General features: G+C 66.8%; 25 protein-coding genes and 1 pseudogene. 12 read left to right on the forward strand and 14 right to left on the reverse strand.

Annotated elements, in window-relative coordinates:
* Positions 1-38: 38 nt before the first annotated feature.
* Complete coding sequence (locus JW364_RS06495; protein ID WP_058252264.1) at positions 39-1,250, reverse strand: acetyl-CoA C-acetyltransferase; 1,212 nt, start codon at positions 1,248-1,250, stop codon at positions 39-41.
* A 129-nt stretch (positions 1,251-1,379) separates the two neighbouring features.
* On the opposite strand from JW364_RS06495, the gene JW364_RS06500 reads away from it, so the two are divergent.
* The 7 genes from JW364_RS06500 to JW364_RS06530 all read left to right on the forward strand — a co-directional run bounded on the left by JW364_RS06500 (position 1,380) and on the right by JW364_RS06530 (position 7,197).
* A complete protein-coding gene (locus JW364_RS06500) occupies positions 1,380-2,552 on the forward strand; it encodes a TetR/AcrR family transcriptional regulator (RefSeq protein WP_058252320.1) in 1,173 nt (390 codons plus the stop codon).
* A gap of 94 nt (positions 2,553-2,646) precedes the next feature.
* Positions 2,647-3,264 carry a TetR/AcrR family transcriptional regulator gene (locus tag JW364_RS06505; RefSeq protein WP_058252265.1) on the forward strand — a complete coding sequence of 206 codons (618 nt, stop codon included), beginning with the start codon at positions 2,647-2,649 and terminating at the stop codon, positions 3,262-3,264.
* Between the two features lie 65 nt (positions 3,265-3,329).
* Entirely contained in the window at positions 3,330-4,253 is a 924-nt protein-coding gene (locus tag JW364_RS06510; protein ID WP_068971386.1) for an adenylate/guanylate cyclase domain-containing protein, read from the forward strand.
* Positions 4,254-4,397: 144 nt separating this feature from the next.
* Positions 4,398-4,823: a hypothetical protein gene (locus JW364_RS06515; protein ID WP_189340106.1), complete on the forward strand. Its 426-nt coding sequence runs from the start codon at positions 4,398-4,400 to the stop codon at positions 4,821-4,823.
* A 27-nt stretch (positions 4,824-4,850) separates the two neighbouring features.
* Entirely contained in the window at positions 4,851-5,993 is a 1,143-nt protein-coding gene (locus JW364_RS06520; RefSeq protein WP_223258952.1) for a hypothetical protein, read from the forward strand.
* 183 nt (positions 5,994-6,176) lie between these two features.
* Positions 6,177-6,704 (forward strand): acetyltransferase, encoded by a 528-nt coding sequence (locus JW364_RS06525; protein ID WP_068971422.1) that lies wholly within the window; start codon positions 6,177-6,179, stop codon positions 6,702-6,704.
* Between the two features lie 307 nt (positions 6,705-7,011).
* Positions 7,012-7,197 carry a hypothetical protein gene (locus tag JW364_RS06530; RefSeq protein ID WP_139115536.1) on the forward strand — a complete coding sequence of 62 codons (186 nt, stop codon included), beginning with the start codon at positions 7,012-7,014 and terminating at the stop codon, positions 7,195-7,197.
* Between the two features lie 82 nt (positions 7,198-7,279).
* Here JW364_RS06530 and JW364_RS06535 read toward each other — a convergent pair whose 3' ends face one another.
* Genes JW364_RS06535 through JW364_RS06550 form a run of 4 tightly spaced genes read right to left on the reverse strand, consistent with a single transcriptional unit; the run spans position 7,280 to position 10,330 of the window.
* Positions 7,280-8,368: a sulfate/molybdate ABC transporter ATP-binding protein gene (locus JW364_RS06535; protein WP_068971421.1), complete on the reverse strand. Its 1,089-nt coding sequence runs from the start codon at positions 8,366-8,368 to the stop codon at positions 7,280-7,282.
* Positions 8,365-9,141 carry an ABC transporter permease gene (locus JW364_RS06540; protein ID WP_068971420.1) on the reverse strand — a complete coding sequence of 259 codons (777 nt, stop codon included), beginning with the start codon at positions 9,139-9,141 and terminating at the stop codon, positions 8,365-8,367. The genes JW364_RS06535 and JW364_RS06540 overlap by 4 nt, the downstream gene beginning before the upstream one ends.
* A gap of 35 nt (positions 9,142-9,176) precedes the next feature.
* Positions 9,177-9,932 (reverse strand): molybdate ABC transporter substrate-binding protein, encoded by a 756-nt coding sequence (gene modA, locus JW364_RS06545; protein WP_068971419.1) that lies wholly within the window; start codon positions 9,930-9,932, stop codon positions 9,177-9,179.
* A complete protein-coding gene (locus tag JW364_RS06550; RefSeq protein WP_068971418.1) occupies positions 9,929-10,330 on the reverse strand; it encodes a molybdopterin-binding protein in 402 nt (133 codons plus the stop codon). Before JW364_RS06550 ends, modA begins: the two co-directional genes overlap by 4 nt.
* A 281-nt stretch (positions 10,331-10,611) precedes the next feature.
* Between JW364_RS06550 and JW364_RS06555 the strand changes: the two genes are divergently transcribed.
* Entirely contained in the window at positions 10,612-11,646 is a 1,035-nt protein-coding gene (locus tag JW364_RS06555; protein WP_065630304.1) for an ATP-binding cassette domain-containing protein, read from the forward strand.
* Positions 11,646-12,491 carry an ABC transporter permease gene (locus tag JW364_RS06560; protein WP_058252273.1) on the forward strand — a complete coding sequence of 282 codons (846 nt, stop codon included), beginning with the start codon at positions 11,646-11,648 and terminating at the stop codon, positions 12,489-12,491. The genes JW364_RS06555 and JW364_RS06560 overlap by 1 nt, the downstream gene beginning before the upstream one ends.
* A 36-nt stretch (positions 12,492-12,527) precedes the next feature.
* Here the strand turns inward: JW364_RS06560 and JW364_RS06565 are convergent, their stop codons facing one another.
* Positions 12,528-13,691 carry an ROK family protein gene (locus JW364_RS06565; protein WP_068971425.1) on the reverse strand — a complete coding sequence of 388 codons (1,164 nt, stop codon included), beginning with the start codon at positions 13,689-13,691 and terminating at the stop codon, positions 12,528-12,530.
* A 677-nt stretch (positions 13,692-14,368) separates the two neighbouring features.
* Between JW364_RS06565 and JW364_RS06570 the strand changes: the two genes are divergently transcribed.
* A complete protein-coding gene (locus JW364_RS06570; protein WP_068971417.1) occupies positions 14,369-15,445 on the forward strand; it encodes a sigma-70 family RNA polymerase sigma factor in 1,077 nt (358 codons plus the stop codon).
* Positions 15,446-15,470: 25 nt separating this feature from the next.
* Here the strand turns inward: JW364_RS06570 and JW364_RS06575 are convergent, their stop codons facing one another.
* Positions 15,471-15,887 carry a VOC family protein gene (locus tag JW364_RS06575; RefSeq protein WP_068971416.1) on the reverse strand — a complete coding sequence of 139 codons (417 nt, stop codon included), beginning with the start codon at positions 15,885-15,887 and terminating at the stop codon, positions 15,471-15,473.
* An 83-nt stretch (positions 15,888-15,970) separates the two neighbouring features.
* On the opposite strand from JW364_RS06575, the gene JW364_RS06580 reads away from it, so the two are divergent.
* Positions 15,971-16,681, forward strand: a complete 711-nt coding sequence (locus JW364_RS06580; protein ID WP_068971415.1) for a histidine phosphatase family protein — start codon at positions 15,971-15,973, stop codon at positions 16,679-16,681.
* Positions 16,682-16,921: 240 nt separating this feature from the next.
* Here the strand turns inward: JW364_RS06580 and JW364_RS06585 are convergent, their stop codons facing one another.
* The 5 genes from JW364_RS06585 to JW364_RS06605 form a co-directional block, all read right to left on the reverse strand.
* Positions 16,922-17,668: an SDR family oxidoreductase gene (locus tag JW364_RS06585; protein ID WP_165629429.1), complete on the reverse strand. Its 747-nt coding sequence runs from the start codon at positions 17,666-17,668 to the stop codon at positions 16,922-16,924.
* A gap of 60 nt (positions 17,669-17,728) precedes the next feature.
* Positions 17,729-18,745 carry a phosphotransferase family protein gene (locus JW364_RS06590; protein ID WP_165629428.1) on the reverse strand — a complete coding sequence of 339 codons (1,017 nt, stop codon included), beginning with the start codon at positions 18,743-18,745 and terminating at the stop codon, positions 17,729-17,731.
* Positions 18,742-19,962: an acyl-CoA dehydrogenase family protein gene (locus JW364_RS06595; protein WP_205333655.1), complete on the reverse strand. Its 1,221-nt coding sequence runs from the start codon at positions 19,960-19,962 to the stop codon at positions 18,742-18,744. Before JW364_RS06595 ends, JW364_RS06590 begins: the two co-directional genes overlap by 4 nt.
* A 133-nt stretch (positions 19,963-20,095) precedes the next feature.
* Complete coding sequence (locus JW364_RS06600; RefSeq protein WP_171011686.1) at positions 20,096-20,743, reverse strand: TetR/AcrR family transcriptional regulator; 648 nt, start codon at positions 20,741-20,743, stop codon at positions 20,096-20,098.
* A 28-nt stretch (positions 20,744-20,771) separates the two neighbouring features.
* Entirely contained in the window at positions 20,772-21,473 is a 702-nt protein-coding gene (locus JW364_RS06605; RefSeq protein ID WP_205333656.1) for a TetR/AcrR family transcriptional regulator, read from the reverse strand.
* Positions 21,474-21,559: 86 nt separating this feature from the next.
* Here JW364_RS06605 and JW364_RS06610 point away from each other — a divergent pair, with 86 nt between their 5' ends.
* On the forward strand, positions 21,560-22,513 hold the full coding sequence (locus tag JW364_RS06610; RefSeq protein WP_078113284.1) for an oxygenase MpaB family protein: 954 nt from the start codon (positions 21,560-21,562) through the stop codon (positions 22,511-22,513).
* 102 nt (positions 22,514-22,615) lie between these two features.
* On the opposite strand, the pseudogene JW364_RS06615 reads toward JW364_RS06610, so the two are convergent.
* Positions 22,616-23,896 (reverse strand): annotated as a pseudogene (locus JW364_RS06615) (alpha-hydroxy-acid oxidizing protein).
* Positions 23,897-23,954: 58 nt separating this feature from the next.
* Positions 23,955-24,248, reverse strand: a complete 294-nt coding sequence (locus JW364_RS06620; protein WP_205333657.1) for a hypothetical protein — start codon at positions 24,246-24,248, stop codon at positions 23,955-23,957.
* Positions 24,249-24,251 lie beyond the last annotated feature (3 nt).

Genomic DNA, 24,251 nt, shown 5'->3' on the forward strand with positions numbered 1-24,251 from the left:
CCGCCCCCTGAGGAGCGAGCGAAGCGAGCCTCGAAGGGTCAGAGACGCTCGATGACGGTCGCGACGCCCATGCCGCCACCGATGCAGAGGGTGATCAGGCCGTAGCGGCCGCCGGTGCGCTCGAGCTCGTCGAGGCAGGTGCCGTAGATCATCGCGCCGGTTGCACCGAGCGGGTGCCCCATGGCGATCGCGCCACCGTTCACGTTGACCTTCTCGTGCGGGATCTTCAGATCCTTCATCCACTTCATGACGACCGAGGCGAAGGCCTCGTTCAGCTCGAACACGTCGATATCGTCAACCGTCAGGCCGGCCTTCTTCAGAGCCAGCTCGGTGGCCGGAGTCGGGCCGGTGAGCATGATGGTGGGCTCGCTGCCGATCTCGGCGAAGGACACGACGCGGGCGCGCGGGGTCAGGCCGTTGCGCTTGCCCGCCTCCTCGCTGCCGACGAGCACGAGGCCCGAACCGTCGACGATGCCGGAGCTGTTGCCGCCGGTGTGGACGTGGTTGATCTTCTCGACGCTCGGGTACTTCTGCAGTGCCACGTCGTCGAAGCCGGCCATGTCGGCCAGGGCGGCGAAGGCGGCCTTCAGCTTGCCGAGGCTCTCGACGGTGCTGCCGGGACGACGGTGCTCGTCGTGATCGAGGACGGTGACGCCGTTGATGTCCTTGACCGGAACCACGGACTTGGTGAAGTAGCCGCTGTTCCATGCCTTTTCGGCACGAGCCTGCGACTCGGCCGCGTAGGCGTCGACATCCTCGCGCGAGAAGCCCTCGATGGTGGCGATCAGGTCGGCACCGATGCCTTGCGGGACGATGTAGTGGTCGTATGCGGTGGCCGGGTCGGTGAACAGCGCACCGCCGTCGCTGCCCATCGGGACGCGCGACATCGACTCGACGCCACCGGCGAGAACCAGGTCGTCGAAGCCGGAGGCGACCTTGGCCGACGCCAGGTTGACGGCCTCCAGACCCGAGGCGCAGAAGCGGTTGATCTGGGTTCCCGGGACGGTCTCGGGGAGACCGCTGTTGAGGGCGGCGGTGCGCGAGATGACCGCGCCCTGCTCGCCGACCGGGGAGACGACACCGAGGATGACGTCGTTGACGTCGGCCGGATCGAGGCCGCCGTGACGCGACAGGACCTCGTTGATGAGACCGGAGACCAGGTCGACCGGCTTCACGCTGTGCAGCGAACCGCCGCGCTGCTTGCCACGAGGCGTACGGATCGCCTCGTAGATGAATGCTTGATCAGGCACGAAAGTGTTCCTTTCACACGAACCACTGGTTGGTTACCCACCGAGGCTAACGCGGAATAACTAGTTTGGCTATACCCGGTGGTCAAGAGGTCTGGCGTTCTGTCGAATGTGCGCTATGGTCTGTTCACCATGCCTGACCGCAAACCCGCCACCCGCACCAGGGGCGCCGACCGCAAACGACAGCTCGTCGACTCCGCGGCCGCGCTCTTCCTCCAGCGTGGGTATGCGCAGGTCTCGCTGGCCGACATCGCGCGCTCGGCGGGGGTCACCGCGCCGTCGGTGTACCGGCATTTCGACGACAAGCAGTCGCTGCTGGCCGCGGCGGTCCTGGCCGGCGTCGACGATCTCGAGTCCTGCACCGACCGGGCGCTCGCCGACGGCGTCGACGCGAACTCGCTGATCTCGACGGTCTGCGACCTGGCCGTCCAGCGTCCCCAAGCGGCATCGCTGTGGCGATGGACCAGCAACTACCTCACCACCGAACAGAACAAACTGGTGGCAGTCCGCACCCGCGAGGTGATCGGCCACTGGGCGTCGGCGCTCGCCGCCCGGCGCACGGATCTGACCGACCGTGAGGCCGTGCAGTTGGCGTGGGCGGTATTGAGCGTCAGCGGCAGCCTCACCGTGCACCACACCCGCATGTCCGGGGCGCGGGCACGAGACGAGATCGAGAAGCTCATCCGCCGGATTCTCGCCCTGAGCCCCGCTGCGGCACCGCCGTTCGCGACGTCGCCGACGGTCACCTCTGTGCCCGGTTCGCGGCGTGACGAGATCCTCGACGCCGCCGCCGAGTTGTTCGCCGACCGCGGCTACACCGATGTCGGCGTCGACGAGATCGGCGGCGCCGTCGGCATCGCGGGTCCCAGTGTCTACAAACATTTCCCGTCGAAGCTGGCCATCCTCGTCGCCATCGGACAGCGCAGCGGCGCGCGCCTGGAGGCGGGGGTGATGGCGGCCTACGGCGCCACCTCGGACCCCGCGAAATTGCTTGCCTCGCTCGTCGATTCGTATGTCGACGTGATCACCAGCACCCCGGATCTGTCGGTGAGCTTCAACAACTCCCCCGCGCTCGCCGGACAAGCGAGCGCCACCGATCTCGTCGACGTGCAGCGACGTTATGTGGCGCGCTGGGTGGATCTGCTCATGCAAGTCGATCCGGAGATCAAGCGCGATCAAGGCGCGGTCGCCGTGCACGCGGCGCTCTCGATCGTCAACGACGCCGTGCGCATGCGACGCGGCTCGGAGAGTCCGCAGTTCGCCGCGCGGATGGCGTACCTCATGAAGGGCGTGCTCGCGCTCTGATCCGCGCCGACGCGGAGTGCGCTGATTCGTGCCGCGGCTCAGATGAACCCGACGCTGTCCACGTTGTAACGTCCGGCACGAGAGAGGGGGCACGATGTCGGTAGCTGTGGATGACGGTTCCGGATCCAAGCGCGCGCAGATTTTGACCGTCGCGACAGAACACTTCGGCACAGTCGGTTACGAACACACGAAGTGGGCATCGATCGCCGACGAGGTCGGCATCGGACAGACCGCGCTCTACCACTATTTCGAGTCGAAGGCACACTGTCTTCTGACCATCATGCGCATCCAGCTCGCCGATTCGATCGAGCGATTCCGAGCGGGGACCGCCGGTATTCCTGACCCGGTTGAAGCCTTCGGCTCAGCAGTTGCGTCATCGCTGCGCGGGGAAACCGTCGACGTGCTGCAGCGACGAATAGTCCAGAACCAGATTGTCATCCTGGGCACTCCTCGCCGGTCGGACGGAGAAGAGGCCGAACGCGTCCGGTCGCGCGAACTGGTCGCCGAGATCGAGAGCAACTGGGCACACCTGATCAAGCGTGGAATGGACGCCGGCGATTTCGTCGACGGGGACGCCATGCTCCAGGCGCGTCTCGTACTGGGCGTCCTGGGGAGTGTGTGGCGCTGGTACCGCCCGGGTGGCCCGTTGTCTCTCAACGACGTGATCCGCACGGTATCGGACGCGACGATGCGGATGCTCTCCGCGCGTTAGACCGACCCTGCCGGACCGGCCTGCCCGCTATGCTGAGCCGACGCCGGAGATGGGACTCGGATCGGATGAACGACGCCTCGGAAGCGCGGGACCGCCCCCGCTACACTCGCGACGAACTGGTCGCCGAACTCGGACTGTCCGCTGATTTCGCCGAGAAGGCTTGGAATGCATTCGGTTTCGTGCGTCAACCGTCCTCGGACAAGGTTTTCTCCGATCGCGACCTCGCCGCGCTCCGGATGTTCGCATCCTCTTCGGCGGCGATGCCGGAGACCAGCCAGATCGCGATGGCCCGGGCCATCGGACAGACGATGTCCCGACTCGCGGAGTGGGAGGCCGACCTGCTGCGTGACATCGTCGACGACCCCGCGGTGCCGTGGGACTTCGACCAGATGAGTCTCGCGCTCGGCCAGATCCAGCAACTCATCTGGCGTCGGCACATGGCGCAGGCGATCGAGCGTCACACCGATCACTCCGACGACGAGGAGATCGACCTGATCGTCGGCTTCGCCGACATCGTTGGTTACACAAGCCTTTCCCGGCGTATCGATCTGAATGACCTGGAGTCCCTACTCGGTTCGTTCGAGGACGACACCTTCGACGTGGTCGTGGATCATGGTGGTCGCGTCATCAAGACGCTCGGCGACGCGGTGATGTTCACCTTCGACGACGCACCCGCCGCCGCGAGTGCCGCGCTCGAGATCCATCAGCTCTCCACGGACGACAGTCTTCCGCCGTTGCGTGTCGGCATGGCGCGCGGCTCCGTCCTCGCCCGGCTCGGAGACGTCTTCGGCGAGCCGGTGAACATCGCCTCACGCCTCGCCGGATCCGCCCGTCCCGGAACCACACTCATCGACGACGCGATCGCCGACCAGCTCGGCGGTGACGACCGCTTCTACCTCAAATCGATACCGACACTGCGCGTCCGGGGGTACAAACACCTCAAGGCCCGTGTCCTCGAAGCACACCGCAACGGTCCGCTGAGCGACTGACCCACTGGCGAACCTCATTTCGACCGATGGACTTCGATCGAAGTCCATCGGTTGAGTTGAGGTTCGCCGGTCACAGCGACTCGTGGCTGTGGACGGTGGCGAGCTGTTTGCGCCCTGCCCGGCTATCGTCATCGTCGAACATTTATGGTGGTTCGCGAAGTCAAAGGGGGAATTTTGTCGGACATGATCGTCGATCCAGCGGCTGTCGGGGCGTCAGCGACGGAGATCTCAAGATGCGCATCCCGTCTGATGGCGTTGGAGCTCACCTCCAATGCCGGACTGGACGGTACGACAGCGACCTTCAGCCAGCTCGCCGGACAGTTCCGCGGGGCTTCGAGCGATATGTCCGCGGTGGCGGCGGGTGCGGACGAACGGATCGCATCCGCGCTGGCCAATGTGTCCGGCACGGTTTCCTCGTTCTCCGAACTGGTGCTCGGTGCCAAAGACACCACCGTCGAGACCGATCAGGCGAGTGCGAGCACGATCAAGGACGCCACGGCGTATCCCGCACGGCAAGGACAGCAGACCGACCACGTGGTCCCGCTCAGCGTTCTGCTGTCGGTCCAATAGGTCGTGCCGCCCAGCTATGACGACGTCATGTCCTGGAACCCCGAGGTCATGACGTCGATCGCGAATGGGATCACTCGACTGCAGGCACATCTGGAGGTCGAGGCACCAAAGGCCGGAGAACCCGTTCTCAACCTGACGCGTGCTCAGTGGACCGGGATGGCTCGAGGTCCTGCCGATGATCGCGCCGAGGGCCTCACCCGGTGGATTCGCGGTGTGGCCGATGAGTTCGGTGATCTGGCTTCCGTACTCACGAACGGGCAGGTCGGCATTCGCGATGCGATGAAGGCTCTCGAGACCCGAACCAGCCTTGCCGACTCCGACGGCTACGTCCTCGACCGCGGAAGCCGCGAGTACACCGTCAACTTCGACGCCGGTCGCGCACCCGAGGGTGCCGAGTACGACGCGGGACGAGCCTACGAACACCACGCCGCGCTGATCGGTCTCGGCACCGCGGCCGATAACGCGGTCACCGCGACCCGAGACGCGATCAATTCCGCAGTCGGTGAACTCGGCGGCATGACACCCGCTGCGAACGCGGTCAACCGCGGGATCGTCGACGCGACTCTCGCCGCGAGCGACGCCGCCGCTGTGCGCAATGGCACCGCAACTCCCGAGCAGCGTGGGCGATTCCTTCGCGCGATGAACCTGACCCCGGAGCAGTTGGAAAAGCTGAAGGCCGGGGAACCCTCCGACCTGGAACCATCACGACTCCAGTACTTCCTCAACGCGTTGGGACTTGCGGGCATGGACCCGAGGAGCGCGGCCGTCACTGGAGCATTTTCTGCGCTCCAAAGGCGAGGCAATGACATTGAACGTGCTTACAGCCGCCCCCGTCGTGCCGTTGGTCAGGCCGGGATGGGTGCCGACGATATTGCTCGATTGAACTCCGCCGGCAAGAATTTGGCTCGCGGCTCCTTCTGGGCCGGGGTTGCGGTCACCGCTTATGACGAATGGAGCAAGTTTGATCGGGGTGAACAAGACGGCGGTGATGCGATAGCTGGCGGCGCTGGCGCCTTGGGGGGCGGCGCGTTAGGAGGACTCGCTGCAGGAGCAGCCGTCGGGTCCTTTGCCGGCCCCGTCGGTACGGCCATCGGGGCGGGAATCGGTGCCGCTATCGGAAGCAGCGTCGGTGCGAACATCGGCAAGTCGGTGAAAGGTTGGTTTGATTGATGAACACGAGAAGGAACAAGCACGTAGGCGCCCATCACGCAGAGTCGTTTCCGAAAGGCCGTTCCTACTACCTATCCGATGCAACCCATCAGCTCAAGAACATGCTCGTCTGCCTCCCCTCAGGCCTGGCATTCGCCCTCGGGCTCCTAGCCGGAGGAGCTCTCGCGTGACACGAGCAAGCACGTGATCGCGGCAATCGAGTACGCGATCGTGAATCTCGGCAGCACGGCGACGCTTCGCGCTTCGACGCCGACGCTGGATTTTCTGCCGGCACCCGCCTGGTACGCCATGGATGCCGACGCCGCACACGAGGCCGACGCGAGTCGAGTACTCCTCCGTTCGGAAAGTCCGGTTCCAGAGTTCGTCTCGAACGTGGTTGTCCAGTACTTCGACCTGGGCCCCGTCGACGTACTTCGATTGAGCACACTCGACACCACCCTGGACATCACAGCACTGCAAGACGCTACGGTACTGAACCACAGTGCGCACCGAGACGGCTATCTATGTGTGGACGACGGAAGCTACAGAGCCGAAGGCCGCGAATTGCGCCTTCGCCGATCACAGTTGGCCTACCGCGGATCGGACGGGCACTCGATGCTGTCCCTTTTCACGGGTACCGTCCCGATCGCCGATTGGGATCGGGTGAATAGCGAAATCACCGAGATGGAGGACCGTTGGCTGCGGACGACGACAACAAGTGGCGGAAATTGAGAACCTACTTCAGTGGGAGGTTCTCGATGTTCGTCACCTACCCGATCCTGTGTTTCGTGCTCGGGCTAGTGCTGGCCTACTTCACCAGCACGTCCTGACCACGGCGCCGAGAGCTACCGGTGAACCTCACGCCGACTCTTCGACTTCGATCGCAGTCCAGCGGTCGAGCCCTATGTCGGAGTTCGTGTTCGGCGCGACGATGACGCGGCGCGCATCGTCAAGTCGCAGGGAGCAGTATGGAATCGAATCACGACGTCAGAAGCCAACGTCCCTCGCCCGGAACCCTGATGGACGGACAGTCCGATCGATGAGTCGTCAGTATGTCGGACGGCATAGGCACGCCGAAGGTCACGAGCCGGCGGAAGCGTTCTCAGCACGCTTCTCACGGTCGGTGTCGGACACGACCAGCTACCTCATCAACACTGCGATCTGCCTGCCGTCGGGGATCGCATTCATCGCCGGCCTGTTCTGCGGCCACGCGATAGCCGGTTGAGGGGGGCGAGCTCCAACCCCCAGACCTCAACTCGACCGGCAGACCTCGATCGAAGTCTGCCGGTCGAATCGAAGTCTGGCGGTCAGGGCGAGCCGGGACCGATGCCGCTGATCCGCACCTCACTCGCCTTCACCACCAGATACACGGCGAGTCCCGCGACGAGTCCCAGGTCGGCGACCGCCGCCCAGGTGACCTCGGATGCGACAACCTGATCGCCCACCTCGGCGGTGACGACGGCGTGGTCTCCTCGTGGCGCCACGTCTCGCACGGTGGCAGCGACAGTCGTGCGCGGACTACCGTGCGGCGCCTCGAGATAGACCGCAACCGCGCGCGGCGAAAAGGTTGCCGCCGCGGCCCGATCCGGAGGCGGCCCGTCGTCCCCGACGCTTCCGACGACACGATTGCCGAACAGGTCGACGACGGTGCCGCCTCCCTCCAGGCGCCCCACGAACAGGTTGAGCCCGGACAACGACGCCGCGAACCGACTGGTCGGTCGAGTCAGAACATCACGCGCGGAACCGGATTCGACGACGCGACCATCCTCGAGGACCATGATGTCGTCGGCCAGCCCGAGAGCGTCCACCGGATCGTGGGTGACCATGATCGTCGTACGGTCCCGATCGGCGAGAAGGCCGCACAGCAGCGCCCGCAATCGGCTCGCGACGTCGACGTCCAGGGCCCGAAACGGTTCATCCAGCAGCAGGATTCGTGGCTGTGCGGCGAGCGCCCGGGCGATCGCGACCCGCTGTGCCTGGCCGCCGGAGAGCTGGTGCGGTTTACGGTCGGCGAGGGCGGTGACCTCCGTTGCCGTCAGCCAGCGTTCCACTCGTGCCCTGATCTCCGGCCTCGAGAGACGCTGCGCCGAGGGCGCGAACGCCACGTTGTCGGCGACCGTCAGATGCGGGAACAGCCGCGCGTCCTGCGACAGTAATGCGATTCCGCGCCGACTGGGCGGCATGAAGGTCGTCGCGTCACAAAACACCCTGTCGCCGAGCACTATCCGGGACCGATCGTCGCCGCGCACCAGTCCGGCGATCGCGCGCAGCATCGTCGACTTGCCGGCGCCGTTGGGCCCGACGACCGCGGTGGTCGCGCCCGCGGCGAACCGGTGCTCGACCCGCAACGCGGGCACCTCGAGGTCGATGAACACCTCCAGATCCGCGCCGGTCACAAACCACCCCCGACACGCGAACGGCGGCTGTGCACTCCGACGACCACGATCAGGGATACGACAACCAGGATGAGCGACAACGGGATCGCGGCCTGTGGGTCGTCGATGGCCGACACATAGATCGCCAGGGGCGCGGTCTGGGTCACCCCGGGCGCGTTGCCGGCGAACGTGATCGTCGCACCGAACTCGCCCAGCGCCCGCGCGAACGCGAGCACGAGACCCGCGAACAGAGACGGTAGGACCAACGGGAGCGTGACCCGCCAGAGCGTCCGAGTCGGCCCCGCACCCAGGGTCGCGGCGACCTCCTCGTATCGCGTCCCGACGACGCGCACCGCGCCCTCGACGCTGATCACGAGGAAGGGCAGTGCGACGAAACTCTGGGCCAGTACCACCGCCGTTGTCGTGAAGGCGATGTCGATGCCGGCCGCGTGCAGATGTTCACCGACGATCCCGAGCCGGCCGAAGGTGTACAACAGGGCAAGACCACCGACCACGGGCGGTAAGACCAGGGGCAACAACACGAGCGCGCGGAGCACCCGGATCACCGGACCGTCGTGTCGCGCGAACACCAGTGCCATCGGCACCCCGACCATCAGGCAGATGACGGTGCTGCACGCGGCGGTGATCAGTGACAACCGCAGCGCGTCGAGCGACGAGGGCGACGAGATCTGATCGACGAAGGTGCCCCACGGCGAACGGAAGAGCAGCGCCAACGGAGGTAGCACGATCAACACGACGCCGATCAGTGCCAAGCCGTACGTCCAACCGGGCAACCCCGCCGGGTCCCGTCGGGAACGAAGGACCGTGCTCAAGGCGCCCCGAACCCGGCCTCGCGCAGGATGCGCTGACCGTCCGCGCCCAGGACGAGGTCGACGAACTGCGTGGCGAGTTCGCCATCCCCGGCGCCGGCGAGCGCCGCGATCGGATAGGAGTTGACCACGGCGGCGAATGCCGGATCGGTCACGGTGGCCACCTTGTCCCCGGCTCCGCGCGCGTCGGTCACATACACCACGCCCGCATCCGCTTGGCCGGTCGTCACCTTGGTCAGCACCGCGCTCACCGACTGTTCCTCCGAGGCGGCGTCGATGGTGACACCGGTGTTGCGCTCGACGGTCTCGGTCGCGGCGCCGCACGGTTGAGCCGACTGGCAGATGACCGTTGTGACGTCAGGCTTGTTCAGATCGGCGAACGACCGGATCCCGCGGGGATTGCCCGGCGCCGTGACGATCACGAGTGTGTTGGTGGCGAAGACCGCCGGGTCGACGGCGAGATCACCCAGCTTGCGCATGTTCTTCTCGTCGGCGCTCGCGAACACATCGGCCGGCGCCCCCTGCTGGATCTGGTTGGCCAGCGTCGACGATCCGTCGAACGAGAGTCGTACCGTGACGCCGTTGTACTGTGCCTCGAACTCATCGGCGATCGCCGTGAACGTCGTCTTCAGCGACGCCGCCGCCGAGATGTCGAGGGTCGAGGCCGCAGACCCGCCGGCATCTGAGCCACCGGACGAGCACCCTGCCACGATCAGCAGTCCGGCCGCGGCGACCGCGACGATGGACCTCCTCATCTGGCCTCCCTGTTGGTCTCGACGATCACCGTCGTCGCCTTGACGACGGCCGTGGCCACGACGCCGGGTCGTAGATCGAGTTCGTGAACTGCGTCCGCACTCATCAACGACGTCACCTCGAACGGACCGCATTGCAGGGTCACCTGAGCCATCACCGCGTCCGTGCGGACATCGGTGACGAGACCGGTGAACCGATTGCGCGCCGAGCGTCCGACGGACGTCCCGTCGTCAGGTGCCACCGCGCGCTCGCGGGCCAGCGCGGCGAGCCGTGCGCCATCAACGGTGGCGACCGGTCCGCCATCGGACTGTTCCAAGACGCCGGTGGCCACCCATCGTCGAACCGTGTCGTCACTGACGCCGAGCAGGGTGGCTGCGTCTTTGATCCGAATAGCGGTCACGACGACATCCTATCCGCAGATGCGGAGATATCGGACTCCAGCATCCGCAGGCACGGATCTCAAAAAGGTTGACTTCAACTCAACTTGAAGTCTTACGCTCGGTTTCGGTCCGACCGTCGGATTCGCAGCCCCGCAACCGATGAATTCGGTGCGGGCAGACGGTCTGACTTCGAGTACGAGATCGCCACACCCCGAACATGCCCTGAATTGTTCCCTGACGTCACCCGCGCGCCACGTAATTCGGTCGCGGCTGTCACACCCCCTCTATACCGTGGAGAAACATGAGCTCAGTCACAGTTCCCACCACCGCACCGGGAGAAGTCGCGACGGCCGATGTCGCCATCGAGGCCATCGACCTGGTGAAACGCTTCGGCGATTTCACGGCGGTCGACGGCGTCAGTTTCACCGTGCCGCGGGGTTCCGTGCTCGGCCTGCTGGGCCCCAACGGCGCCGGCAAGACCACCACCGTCCGAATGATGACCACCCTGTCGCCGCCCACGAGCGGGACAGCCCGCATCGCCGGCTACGACGTGCGGGAACAGCCCGGGATGGTCCGCCAGAACATGGGCCTCACCGGCCAGGCGGCCACGGTCGACGAGATCCTGACCGGCCGCGAGAACCTCCGCATGATCGGCGGTCTGTACGGCATCGGACGCAAGACCCTCGCGCGTCGATCGGAGGAACTCCTCGAGCAGTTCTCCCTCTCAGAGGCCGGTGACAAACAGGTCAAGTCCTACTCCGGCGGAATGCGCCGCCGACTCGACCTCGCGGTCAGCCTGCTGGCCACGCCACCGGTGCTGTTCCTCGACGAGCCGACCACCGGCCTCGACCCGCGCAGCCGTTCCGAACTCTGGGACGTCCTGCGCGATCTGGTCGCCGACGGAACCACGTTGCTGCTCACCACGCAGTATCTCGAGGAGGCCGACCAACTCGCCGACGACATCGTCGTCATCGACAAGGGCACCATCATCGCGCACGGCACGTCACTGCAGCTCAAGGAGCAGGCCGGTTCGGCCAGCCTGGTGCTGACCGTCTCGCACGCCGACGACCTGACGGCCGCCGAGTCGCTGTTGCGCAAGAACGGGGCGGAGGTGTTCGTCGACGTGGCGGCCCGCCGGCTCACGACAGCCGCGGCCGGCCTGGGCGACCTGCCCCGCGTCGCCGCCTGGTTCGACGAGAGTGGCATCTCCGTCGACGACTTCGGACTCTCCCGGCCGAGCCTCGACGACGTCTTCCTCTCCCTCACCGGCCACCGCGCCGAGGAGTCGAGCAACACCGACGACACCGACAACACCACCGACGAGGAGCGTTCCTGATGACCACCACGGCACAGACCCACGCTGTGGTCGCGGACAAGCCGCGGATCCACCCCACCACGATCTGGCAACAGGCCTGGATCATGGTGAAGCGCAACATGATCCACACCAAACGGATGCCGGAGATGCTCTCCGACGTGACCATTCAGCCGATCATGTTCGTGCTGCTGTTCGCGTACGTGTTCGGCGCGTCGATCCAGACCGACTCGGCGTCGTACAAGGAGTTCCTGCTCCCGGGCATCATGGGTCAGACGATCGTGTTCACCGCGTTCATCGTGTCCACGGGTATCACCGCCGACCTCGAGAAGGGCATCATCGACCGGTTCCGGTCACTGCCCATCCAACGATCGTCGGTGCTGATCGGCCGCAGTATCGCCAGCCTGCTCCACAGTTCGATCGGCATCGTCGTCATGGCCGTGACCGGCCTGGCCATCGGCTGGCGGATCCGGGGCTCGTTCGGTGAGGCGGTCCTCGCATTCGCGCTGCTCCTGCTCTTCGGCTTCGCGATGATCTGGTTCGGCATCCTCATCGGTTCGTGGCTGCGGACGGTCGAGGCCGTCAACGGCTTCATGTTCTCGGTCCTCTTCCCGATCACGTTCCTGTCGAACGCGTTCGTCCCGACCGAGCCGATGCCCACCTGGCTCCGGACGATCGCCGAATGGAACCCGATGTCGTCACTGGTCCAGGCATTGCGTGTGCTGTGGGGTAACGGCCCGGCATTCGGTCCGGATGCGGCTCTCCCGCTGCAATATCCGGTCCTCGCCACCCTGATCTGGACGGTCGCGCTGACGCTCATCTTCGCGCCGTTCGCGCTGCGCGCCTACAACAAGCGAACCTCGGATTAGACCACCACCCGACCGAGGTTCGTCGACGCGACCCGCTCAGGCAGTCAACGTGATTGCTTGCAGCGGGTCGCTGTATATCGCGTCGAGAGACACCGCGCCGGCGGCCTGCTGCTGCACGGTCGCTCCCGAATGTGACACGCGCACATCCCGTTTGCTCACGATCGAGGTCTCGCGCACGGCCTTCGCGACCGTCGGCAGGCCGGCCGCGTAATCGGTGAACGCCTGTCCGCCGAGGATGATGTGATCGGGATTGAAGATGTCGGCGATCAGTCCGACCGTACGTCCGAGCACCTCCGCCCGCTCCTCGAGCAGACGACGTGCCGTCACGTCACCGTTGCGGGCCAGCGCATGGACATCCTCGACGTCGGTTACCGAGAGGCCAAGAGCTCGAGCCGCTTCCACGACCCCGGTGTCGCTGACCGCGGGCTCCAGGCGCCCCGTCCGGTTCGGGTCGAGCAAAGTGGTCGATCCGGTCGGGAAGTGACCGATCACCGGCGGTCCCGCGGTCGGCGTGTGCACGGTCCCGCCGACGCTGAACGCGATGCCGAGCATCTCGCGCGCGTAGAAGTACAGGAAGCTCGACTGCTGGTCGTCGGGGTTGAGCACGAGCTCGGCGGCCGCCATGGCCTCGACGTGGGACGCAACCGACACCGGCAGTCCGACGGCCTCGGCGATCGTCCGGCCGACCGGCGCGCCCTCCCAGCCGAGTCGGGGGTGGTCGACGATGCCGCCCTCGGCCACACGGCCACCGAGCGCGACACCGACCCACAGCACCCGCCGGCCCGTCCAGCGCTCGGCGAAACGCCGTGCGCTGACACCGATGGCGGTGAGTGCTTCTTCCGGTGAAACGGCATGCGGGGTAGGGATCTGGATGGCCCCGACGACACGATGCAGCAGGTCATGGGTGGTGATCGCGGTGACCTTGTATCCGATGTGGATACCGAGGGTGAGGAACTCGGAGATGTTGACCTCGAAAGGCAACCGCGGCCGCCCGATGGCGCCCGAGGGCGCAAGGTCGGCCCGTTCGCGGATCAATCCCGCCTTCAACAGCGCACTGACCTGGCGATTGACCGTGGAGATGCTGAGCCCGGTGCGCTCGGCCGCATCGTCGCGGAACAGCGGGCCGGACAACCGGGCGGCCCGGAGGACGAGCGCCGCGGGTTTGGTCGACAACTCCAGGCGCGGCGTTGCGACGTGCACCCGCTGGTCCCCCTTCACTGGTCCGCGTCGGTCGGCGACCGGACCCGGGGTCCGAGTCGGCGGTACGGAAGTCAACGGTACGGGCTGGCGCGTGCCCTGAGGAGCACGACGCACCGCGCGGGTGACCGGCTGACGCCGGACAGGAGAGGCGGGGGCGTTGCGCAGGGTACGGGTGGAGAGTTCGGGCAGTGTGGCGGTCATGATCGTCCTCGTCGAAAGACCCCGCGGATCGCGGGGCGGAAGCCGGAAGCTGGTGCTCTGAGAAGAGACTCGAGAAGCGACGCCCCGGGGAGGAGATTGACTCGGCGGGGTCGGTCAGCGCATTCGACGACAACAACAGAGAACGCGTGCAAGCGGCAGACGACAGCCCAGCGCGGTGGTCACGTAGGTGACCTCCGTGAGCCTGTGGTCGGCACTTGTCATGCGGATCAAGCTAGCAACGCGGCCCCGTACCGGCAAGCCCGTCCGACCCCTGGTCACGGGCACCGACGACCGGTCGCACACGCGTCCACCGGCGAGAATAGGCCCGTGGCGCGACGCGGACACGGGTTGCACTCACCCTGATCCGAACTCGTTCGACGTCCGGTCGCTCGACCTGCGACCCGATGGAGAAGCGGACCGTGGTCGGCTTGGCCACTCGGGTCGAGGCTGTCGGTGCACCCCGGTAGATTGTGAGCATGACCACAACCAGCCCCGCGGCTGAGTCCAGCGCCGCGACCGACGCCGAGTTCCTCGAGGTCAGCGAGCCTTTTCGACGTGAGATCATCGCGCACTGCTACCGGATGACGGGGTCCCACCACGACGCCGAGGATCTCGCCCAGGAGACCTTTCTCCGCGCATGGAAGGGCTACGGGAAGTTCGACCATCGGGCGTCCGTGCGCACGTGGTTGCACAAGATCGCGACCAACACGTGCCTGACCGCTCTGCAGAGCTTGCAACGCCGACCCCTCCCCTCCGGCCTCGGTGGCGACGCCTTCGACCCGACCGACGACCTGCTGCAGAACCACGAGGTGCCCTGGCTCGAGCCGTATGCCGGCACGGCCGACGACATCGCGCCCGGTGACGACGCGGACCCCGCGTACGTGGTCGGCGCGCGCGAGTCGGTACGACTGGCGTTCATCGCGGCACTGCAGCATCTACCCGAACGGCAACGCGCAGTCCTCATCCTGCGCGACGTGCTGCAGTGGCGCGCCGCCGAGGTCGCCGACACCATCGGTGTCACCACCGCCACCGTGAACAGTTTGCTGCAGCGGGCCCGCGAGCAGGTCAAGACCGCACGCCCGCAGCAGGATTCCGTCGGAGTCGATGCCGCGACGACACTCGACGACGCCGCGAAACGGGAGCTGCTGGCCCGCTACATGTCGGCCTTCGAACGCTACGACGTCGACGCGATGGTGGAGCTCTTCACCGACAAGGCGATCTGGGAGATGCCGCCCTTCACCGGCTGGTACCAGGGCGCAGAGAACATCGGAACCCTCATCCGTCGCAACTGTCCGGCCGAGAAGGCGGGAGATCAGATCATGCTGCCCACCACAGCCAACGGGCAGCCGGCCTACGGGCTGTACATGCGCGAACCGGACGGTGTCCACCGACCGTTCCAGCTCCAGGTGCTCGAGATCGACCCGCAGACAGCCAAGGTCAGCCATGTCGTCGCCTTCTTCAGCGACGACATGGAGAGCGATTTCGCACGCTTCGGTCTGCCGGCGACCCCGTACGACGCACCGGAACGCACGACGCCGAGCCCCTGGCACTGAGACCGTCCGGTTCGCGCGGCGCCGATCAGTCGTCCGCGGTCTGCGGGATCTGCGAAGGGTCCATCCACACGATCTCCCAGGCATGACCGTCCGGGTCGCAGAAACTGCGGCAGTACATGAAGCCCAGGTCCTCCGCTGCGCGGAGTTCCCGGCCGCCGCAACCGAGTGCCGCTTCGGCGAGCCGGTCGGCGTGTGCGCGGCTGTCCGCGGAAATGGCCAGCAACGACTCGCGGCCCTGCAGTGGGTCGGCGACTGCGGTGGCCGCGTAGCCGGCGAATCGTCGTCGCTGCATGAGCACGACCATCGCCGAGTCGTTGATCATCATGCACGCGCTCCCGACGTCGCAGAAGATCTCGTCGAAGTGGAAGCCGAGCGATCCGAAGAACCGACGAGACCGCGCGACGTCTACGACGGGCAGGTTGACGAACAGCATCGGCGTCACGGGCGCACTCCAGACATCTCGGGGTCGCTGATACTGACCGGCCCGACGCCTCGAACTCATCGAAGCCGACATAGGGTGCAGGAATGGGTGTGATCTATCTGGTTCGTCATGGTCAGGCGAACGCATTGGCGTATGGCATCGCCGACGCCACCGACGATCTGAGCAACGGACCCGGCGGTCTCACCACGGCCGGGGCCACACAGGCCGCGCTGTCCGGTGGATTCCTGGCCGGGCAGATCGGCACCTTCACCGCAGCCGCCAGTGGCGACCTCCCGCGCCAGCAACAGACGCTGAGCGGCGTGCTGGGGGCTTTCGACACCGATCAACCTCAGCCGCACGTCGACCCGGGGTGGAACGAGTACTCACTGCCCGCACTGGTCGGCGAGGCCACGCCGGAGATGTATCGCGACGGCCGCAGCTACCAGGAACAGCTCGACAAGGGGCTCGCGGCCTGGATAGCGGCCGGCGAGCACGACGCAGCTCCCGGCCTCGACGGCGGCCCCGCCGAGAGCTACCCCCAGTTCAAGGCGCGCGTCTCCGACGCGGCCGCCCGCGCCACCGAGCTCGCCGGGTCGGGTCAGACGGTGCTCGTGGTGTCCTCGGCCGGCACCATCACCCAGTGGATCGCCCAGTTGTGGGGCATCCCCGACGAGACCTGGCCGGCGATGGCCCGCACGATGGTCAACGCGTCGATCAGCAAACTGATCGTCGGCCGCAGCGGCGTCTCGGTGGTGTCGTTCAACGAGCACGGTCACCTCTCCGACCGCGACGGCGGGATCGCGACTTTCCGGTAGCCCTTCGAGGCTCGCTTCGCTCGCACCTCAGTATCCGCGGCCTGGCGGCCGTGGTGGATCACGAAAGAACACTCCGCAGCATCCACATCTCTGCTCCCTGAGGTGCGAGCGAAGCGAGCCACGAAGGGCTTCGCAACGTGTCTCACCAGGCCCTTCGTGGCTCGTCGCTAACGCTCCTCGCAACTCAGGGATCAGGGGTTTGAGGATCTTTCGGATTAGGGAGCAGGGGCAGGTCCGAGCCTAGGCCCGGTGCAGGTTCTCGCCAGGACGGGTGATGACGACATTCGGAAGAACCGCGTACCGCGACAACTGGGTGATCGAGTGGGCGATCACCGCGATGTCGTCGGCCGTGATCATCTCGTCGGCGGGAATGCGGTCTTTGAGCCAGTCGGTCATGTCGGTGTTGACGTAGCCCGGCGCGATCGTCGTCGCGCTGACACCGCTGCGTGACTCCTCGAGATTGAACGTCTCGCACAACGAGATGAGCGCCGCCTTGGTGGCACCGTAGGCGGACAGCTCCGGCTCCGGATAGACGCCGGTGATCGACGCCACGGCAATGACTTTCGCGGCCCCATGGGCCTCTGCGGTGGCGCGCAGGGCGGGCAGCGCGGACTGAAGGAGGATGTAGGGAGCGCGGGCATTCACTTCATACAGCCGGTCGAATCGCTTCACCGGGAGGTCGGCGATCGCACCCTTCGAGCCCATCCCGGCGTTGACGATCAGCGCGTCGAACCGCCCGAATGCCTCCGCATGAGCCGTACCGAGCGCGCTGATGGCGTCGGCGTCGGTCATGTCGGCGGGGACGACCTCCACCCGCCCGGCGCCACGCTCGAGAAGCTCGGCCGCCTTTTTCTCCAACGCTTCTCGACCACGGGCACTGATGGTGAGGTCCCAGCCGTCGGCGGCGAACCGGTCGGCGATGGCCGCACCGATCCCCCTCGACGCCCCGGTCACCAGCGCAGAACGGTTGTTGCCCGATTCAGTCATTGCCTACCCTCTGTGGATGCGCGCACCGCGCGACTGTGTTCTGTTGACGCCGTTGCTCGATCAGCTGATGTGGCGTAGGCCGTCGGCGATGAACGCCGCCGTCGCCTCGGCAGCCTTCTCCGCGCCGTCTCCCGAGGACGCCCCCGAGAGTGCGCGGTAGGTGATCCCCTCGGCGATCACGCCGAGCTTCAGGTTCGCCAACCCCAGGTAGAAGTCCCAGTCACCCAGGTCGACACCCGTTGCGGTCGAATACGTCTGAGCGATCTCGTCGACCGACGCATAACGGTCACTGGTCCAGGCCGCGGAGAAGCCGAGAACCTGGTCGAAGGCGCCGGTGCGGTAAACGCACATCAGCGCGACATCGGTGAGCGGATCTCCGAGGGTCGACATCTCCCAGTCGACGACCGCCGCGATCCGGGCCGGATCGTCGGCGTCGATGATCGTGTTGTCGACCCGGAAGTCACCGTGCACCACCGACTCTCGCGCCTGCTCCGGAACCCGCGCGGCGAGCGCGTCGACGAGACGCTCGACGTCGGGGAGTTCACGCGTCTTCACGTGCCCCCACTGCCGCGCCCACAGTTTCACCTGGCGGGCGGCGAAACCCGCGGGCCGACCGAACTCGCCGAGCCCGACCTCGCGATAGTCCACCGCGTGCAGGTCGGCCAACGTCTGCACCAAGGCATCGAGATTGCGGGCGACCTCGTCGTCTGAGTAGGCGTCGAGGTCTTCCGCGGTCCGGACGACGCGGCCGTCCACGAACTCCACCACGGTGCACGGCGCACCGATGACCGAGCCGTCGGCGTCGAAAGCGACGGTCCGCGCAACCGGGACCGACGTCGACTGCAGCGCACTGGTGACCGCCCATTCACGGCCCATGTCGTGAGCCGACGGCGTCAGTCCGCCGGTCGGCGGTCGGCGCGCCACCCATGTGGAGACGCCGTCGGTGACCGTGTAGGTGAGATTGGACTTGCCGCCGCTGATGAGGTCGATGGTCAGCTCACCTGCGGGCTCGACCCCGTTGTCGATCAGCAACCGGCGCAGGCGATCCTGGTCGAGCGCTGCATCCGTGGCGGTCATCGGGCACCCGCCTCGAGCGCCTGCTGGGCCTTCTTCGCACGCCCGACGGCGCGACGGGCGATCGCCCACCGGTGGACCTCGGACGGGCCGTCGTAGATGCGGAACGGCCGGAGTTCCTGCGACAGGCGGGCCAGCGGGAGGTCGGCGGACACACCGAGCCCGCCACACATCTGGATGCTGCGATCGGCGATCCGCGAATACGCCTCGGCAGCAAAGGTCTTCGCGATCGAAGTCTCGTCCGACGCGTGGTTGCCCAGATCGAGCTCGTGGCAGGCCTTCAGCAGCAACGCGCGAGTCGCGGCGAGGTCGATCTCGTTGTCGGCGACGAGTTGTTGGATCATGCCCAGATCTCCGAGGCGGCCACCGAATCCCTCACGGCGCGAGACATAGTCGACGGCGACGTCCTGGCAGCGCTTCGCCGAGCCGAGCCAGCGCATCACGTGGGTCATCCGAGCCGGCCCGAGCCGGACCTGCGCGTAGCGATAACCCTCGTTCACCTCGCCGAGGATGTCCTCGTCGGGAACGAAGAGGTCGGTGAAGGTCACCTCACAGTGACCGCCGATCATCGACCTGTCGATAGTGTTGATGTGGCGCCCGACGGTCAACCCGGGCGCATCGGCGGGCGCGAGGAACATGGTGGCCCCGCCGCGGTCACCGGGCGCGCCCGAGGTCCGCGCCATGATGATGAAGAAGCCCGCACCGTCGGCGCCGGTGATGAAGTGCTTGTCGCCGTTGATCTTCCAGCCGCCGTCCACACGGACGGCCTCCGTGCGCAGCGCGTTGGGATCCGAACCGGCGCCCGGAGCCGGTTCGGTCATCGCGAACGCCGAACGGACATCTCCGGCGGCCAACGGGGCGAGGTACTTCTGCCGCTGATCCTCACTCGCGATGTGCGCGAGCATGTGCACGTTGCCCTCGTCCGGCGCACCGATGTGCAGCGCGATCGGACCGAACGTCGAATACCCGGCCGCCTCGAACACCGGCGCGCGGTCGGACATGTTGAGACCGAGTCCGCCGTACTCGACCGGGGCATGCGGGCCGAAGACCCCTGCCTCCTTGGCCTTGGCGTTCATCTCGCGACGGATGTCGTCACCACCGGCCGCCGCGATGTCACCGGCCGCCTCGTCCTCGATGGGCAGGACGTAGTCGCGGACGAAGGCCTCGGTCTTCGCGACGACGTCGAGCACGTCGTCGTCGTGCCGCAGGTCTATGGGCATGGTGACTCCTTAACGCATGAGCAGGGTGGGGATCCCCGAACACCGACCGATCGATCGCTCGGCGTTGCATACCTTGCCAGGCGATACCCGCCGGGTCAAGCGGCCCAGCAGACGGCGCCCTGCGCGACGGCCGTCAGGGTGTGCGATACCCGACCAGCGCGCGGGCCATCTGGAGATTGCGCGCGATGAGTTCGTCCGGACCCAGCAGACCGTCGAGCTTGAACCAGGTGGACACCCCGACGCACATGGTGGCCACGGCACGCGCCGCATCTTTCGGATACTCGGTGGTGAACTCACCCGTTTCGACGCCGGCGAAGACGATCACGTCGACCATCCGCTGCTGGCGGTCCCGGTGTCCGATGTAGGTGGGCCGGTAGTTGTCGTCGAGGCTGCGGATCTCGGTGGAACCGACGAACGCCTGCTCGCGGCGATACATGTGGAACCGCAGAAGCGACTCGACGACGGCGTCGAACTGCCGGATCGGCTCGGGACCCGCCTCGACGATCGCGGCCTCCGAGCGTGCCAGGAGGTCGGTCATCGTGCGTTCGAGGAGCCCCTGCAGCAACGACTGCTTCGACGGGTAGTGGTGATAGAGCCCTGGCACCGACAGATTGGCCCGCGCGGCGATCTCCCGGACCGAGGTCCCGTGGTAGCCCTGTTCGGCGAACGCCGCCAGCGCCGCCGCCAACGGGACCGGCAGTTCGGGCTCGCCGTAATCCCGCCAGCCGCCCAGTGGCCGCGTCGCCGGACGGATGTCTGCTTCGCCGGTTCCGCCACTCATGCCATCAAACATATCCCGACATGCGGACCTACTCCGCATCGCCGGTGCGACGCGAGAGACTCTTCTCGAGCATCTCGGCGGGTGAGACGAGCAGCGCGATGCTCAGATCCACCACGTCGGCCTTGCCGAGTTCGACCTCACCCTCGAGCCACGCCGCGAGCAACCGGCTGAGTCCGCCGACCTGGTAGTGCGCAACGCCGACCGCTGCCGCCGGCCCGACGTGGACGTCGAGAATCGCCGACGTGCTCTGCAGGGTGAGGCCGGCGAACAACGTCGTCGACTCCATGCGCTTGGCCGCGATCACCGGACTCAACAGCGCCTGCGAGAAGAGCAGCCTGCCTTTGCGGCGGTCCGCGTCGATGACGTCGACGATCGCCGACACCGCACCGGCGACCTTCGCACGCATGCTGGCCCCCTCCGAGAAGGCTGCCAGACTGGCCTGCGCGATCTCTTCGATGACCTCGTCGTACATGACGCCGACCAGCTGATCGACGGATTCGAAGCTCTCGTAGAAGTAACGGGCGGTGAGTCCGGCCTGCCGGCACACGCCGCGCACGGTCACCGCGCCCACGTCATCGGCGCCGAGCAGATCCAACCCTGCATCGATGAGGGCTGATCGACGCCGCGCGACCCGGGTGTCGCCGCCCTCGCCGCCATAAGCCCGAAGTGTGCCGGTGGCGTCCGACGCCGAACCGGATCGGCTGTCCGGGGTCGATGGTGCTCGTCCCATGATTCCTATCTTGACACCCCGGTAAGTTACGTGTGTCATACAACGGGAAACAGACGTTTCCAGAATTCGAGCAGGAGGGGTGTTCGATGGCAACGGAGCCTATCACCAGTGGAAGTTCGGCACTGTCAGCACAACCGGTGACGGATGTGACCGCCGAAGTGCAGGAGTTCCTCACGGCGGAGCGCCCCGACACCGAGTTCCTCCCCTCCTCCGCCCGCATGTCCCGAGCGGAGCTCGACGCGCTGCCCACCAGCGACCTCGATCCGCTCGGCATCGGCGTGATCGCCGGCGCCGCAAACGTGATCATGCAGCTCAGCCTCCCCGCAGTCGGTTACGGCGTGTACGAGAGCCGCGTCGACTCGGGCAACCTGTTCAAGCATCCGATGAAGCGCGGTCGCACCACGCTGAGTTACCTCGCCGTCGCCGGACTCGGTAGCGCAAAGGACAGGAAGGCCTACCGCAAGGCCATCGGCAAGGCCCACGCGCAGGTCCGTTCGACCGCCGACAGCCCGGTGAAGTACAACGCCTTCGATCCGAAGCTGCAGTTGTGGGTCGCCGCGTGTCTGTACCGAGGCACCGAGGACGTCCATCGCATCTTCGGCGGGGTCACCGAGGTGACCGACGAGCGTTATCAGGCCGGCGCCGTTCTGGGCACGACGCTGCAGGTCCCCCGCGAGATGTGGCCCGCCACCCGCGAGGACTTCGAGACCTACTGGAACGACACGGTCGAGACGCTCGAGATCGACGACACCATCCGCGAGTACCTGATGTCGATCGCGCGCGCCGAGTTCCTCGGCCCGGTGATCTCGCGGCTCTTCGGCTGGCATTTCGAGATCATGGCCATCGGCTTCCTGCCGGAGAACTTCCGCCGCAAGATGCGCGTCCAGCTCTCGCCGTGGCAGGAGCTGTACTTCGACAAGCACAACGCGGTCCTGCGCGCGATCATCACGCGGGCCCCGAAGTGGGTGCGCGCATTCCCGTTCAACGTCCTGCTCGCCGACGTCCGCTGGCGCATGCGCACCGGGCGGCCCCTGGTCTGACCCTTCGAGGCTCGTCGCTCCGCTCCTCGCACCTCAGGGAGCAGGAGTTATTGGCTTCTTTCGATTAGGGAGCAGTGGGTCGCTTCTCTCGGATCAGACGGCCTACAGCCGGCGCAGCGCCTCGCGGTCGAGGTCGGCGACGTCGGTGTGCCCGGACAGTCCGAGCGTGAGGTCCAGTTCGGCGATGATGTCGGCGACCGCGTCGCGGGCACCGTCGGCTCCCGCGAGCGCCAGGCCGTACATATGCGGTCGTCCGATGCAGGCGGCGTCGGCCCCGAGGGCGAGCGCCTTGAACACGTCGGAACCGGTGTAGATCCCGGAGTCGACGAGGACCTTGATGCGACCGTCGACGACCGGCGCGATGGCGTCGAGGGCGTCGATCGTGCTGATCGCGCCGTCGACCTGCCGACCGCCGTGGTTGGAGACGATGATGCCGTCCACCCCGGCGTCCACGGCACGACGCGCATCGTCGGGGTGCAGCACGCCCTTCAGCACGATCGGAAGAGCGGTGCGGGCGCGCAGGCCGGCAAGATCGTCCCAGTTCAGCGACGGTCGCGAGTAGATGTCGAGGAAGGTCTGCACCGCGGCACGCGGTTGCGGCGACCGCAGGTTCTGCAGGAACCGGCCCGGGGCGTTGCGGGTGATGGAGAAGAGGGTGGCGATCGCGCCGAGGGAGATCTCCGGACGTTCGTCAGCAGCGCCACGTAGCCGTTCGGCGACGATGTCGACGAACCTGCGGTCGGACGTGTACTGGGCGATGCCCTCACCCTGCGCGAACGGCAGCGAACCCAGGTTCAGGTCCTGCGGCCGCCACCCGAGCATCGTCGTGTCCAGGGTGACGACGACGGCCTCGGCGCGGATGGCCGCCGCGCGCTTTAGGAGACTGTCGACGAGGTCGTCGTCGGTGGACCAGTACAGCTGGAACCAGCGCGGCGCCCCGGCGCTCGTGTCGTCCATCGCGGCCGCGACGTCTTCCATCGAGACGCTCGCCTGATTCGACAAGATGTAGGGGACACCGAGTTCCGCGGCCGCACGGCCGATGAGGGCGTCGGCGTCGGGTGCGGCGAGCGAACCGGCGCCGACCGGCGCGAACAACACCGGCGCCGGGATGCGGCGACCGAACAATTCGACCCCGAGGTTGCGCTGCGAGACATCCCGCAGGATGCGCGGCACGATCGCCCAGCGGTCGAGTGCCGCGCGGTTGGCGGCCATGGTGCGTCCCTCACCGGCGCCACCGCCGATGTACGTCCACGCACGCGCCGACATCGCACGTCTCGCGCGTCGCTCGAGCTCGGCGAAATCCGTTTATACACGCGGCTTTCGCCGGTGCACCCCGGCCGTGTAGATCTCGTTCTGCCGTGCGCGCCCGTAACCTGCGGTCATGGGTGGAGATGGTAACGCCGGCGACCGGTGACCGGCCGTCAACGGCGGATCGTGCCGCTCAGCGTGTGGCGACGGCGGTGGCGCCGGCCGCGGCGACCGTCACGGCCGCGACCGACGGCCACGCGCCGATCTTCTTCGCCAGCGGGTGCGAGCCGCCGAACGCCGCCAGGTAACCGGCCAGCAGACCGCCCGCGACCGCGGGGCCCTTCGTCGACGCCCACCGGCGAGTGCACCAGGCACCGGCCGTGCCGAGCACGACTCCGCCCAGTTCGCGTCGCCCGCTGTAGCGCGCGACCGCGAAACCACCGACGAGACCGACTGCCACCACGGGCACCGTTGCATCCACAGCCATGGG

Origin of the sequence: Gordonia sp. BP-119 (assembly GCF_016924115.1) — a bacterium.
Classification (GTDB): domain Bacteria; phylum Actinomycetota; class Actinomycetes; order Mycobacteriales; family Mycobacteriaceae; genus Gordonia; species Gordonia hongkongensis.

Coding starts and splice junctions, on each gene's coding strand:
- JW364_RS06515 (WP_189340106.1), top strand. CDS start 4,398: ATGGTGGTTCGCGAAGTCAAAGGGGGAATTTTGTCGGACATGATCGTC.
- JW364_RS06595 (WP_205333655.1), bottom strand. CDS start 19,962: ATGCCCATAGACCTGCGGCACGACGACGACGTGCTCGACGTCGTCGCG.
- JW364_RS06590 (WP_165629428.1), bottom strand. CDS start 18,745: ATGACCGCCACGGATGCAGCGCTCGACCAGGATCGCCTGCGCCGGTTG.
- JW364_RS06500 (WP_058252320.1), top strand. CDS start 1,380: ATGCCTGACCGCAAACCCGCCACCCGCACCAGGGGCGCCGACCGCAAA.
- JW364_RS06580 (WP_068971415.1), top strand. CDS start 15,971: ATGGGTGTGATCTATCTGGTTCGTCATGGTCAGGCGAACGCATTGGCG.
- JW364_RS06560 (WP_058252273.1), top strand. CDS start 11,646: ATGACCACCACGGCACAGACCCACGCTGTGGTCGCGGACAAGCCGCGG.
- JW364_RS06570 (WP_068971417.1), top strand. CDS start 14,369: ATGACCACAACCAGCCCCGCGGCTGAGTCCAGCGCCGCGACCGACGCC.
- JW364_RS06605 (WP_205333656.1), bottom strand. CDS start 21,473: ATGGGACGAGCACCATCGACCCCGGACAGCCGATCCGGTTCGGCGTCG.
- JW364_RS06600 (WP_171011686.1), bottom strand. CDS start 20,743: ATGAGTGGCGGAACCGGCGAAGCAGACATCCGTCCGGCGACGCGGCCA.
- JW364_RS06620 (WP_205333657.1), bottom strand. CDS start 24,248: ATGGCTGTGGATGCAACGGTGCCCGTGGTGGCAGTCGGTCTCGTCGGT.
- JW364_RS06510 (WP_068971386.1), top strand. CDS start 3,330: ATGAACGACGCCTCGGAAGCGCGGGACCGCCCCCGCTACACTCGCGAC.
- JW364_RS06585 (WP_165629429.1), bottom strand. CDS start 17,668: ATGACTGAATCGGGCAACAACCGTTCTGCGCTGGTGACCGGGGCGTCG.
- JW364_RS06555 (WP_065630304.1), top strand. CDS start 10,612: ATGAGCTCAGTCACAGTTCCCACCACCGCACCGGGAGAAGTCGCGACG.
- JW364_RS06520 (WP_223258952.1), top strand. CDS start 4,851: ATGTCCTGGAACCCCGAGGTCATGACGTCGATCGCGAATGGGATCACT.
- modA (WP_068971419.1), bottom strand. CDS start 9,932: ATGAGGAGGTCCATCGTCGCGGTCGCCGCGGCCGGACTGCTGATCGTG.
- JW364_RS06610 (WP_078113284.1), top strand. CDS start 21,560: ATGGCAACGGAGCCTATCACCAGTGGAAGTTCGGCACTGTCAGCACAA.
- JW364_RS06505 (WP_058252265.1), top strand. CDS start 2,647: ATGTCGGTAGCTGTGGATGACGGTTCCGGATCCAAGCGCGCGCAGATT.
- JW364_RS06530 (WP_139115536.1), top strand. CDS start 7,012: ATGAGTCGTCAGTATGTCGGACGGCATAGGCACGCCGAAGGTCACGAG.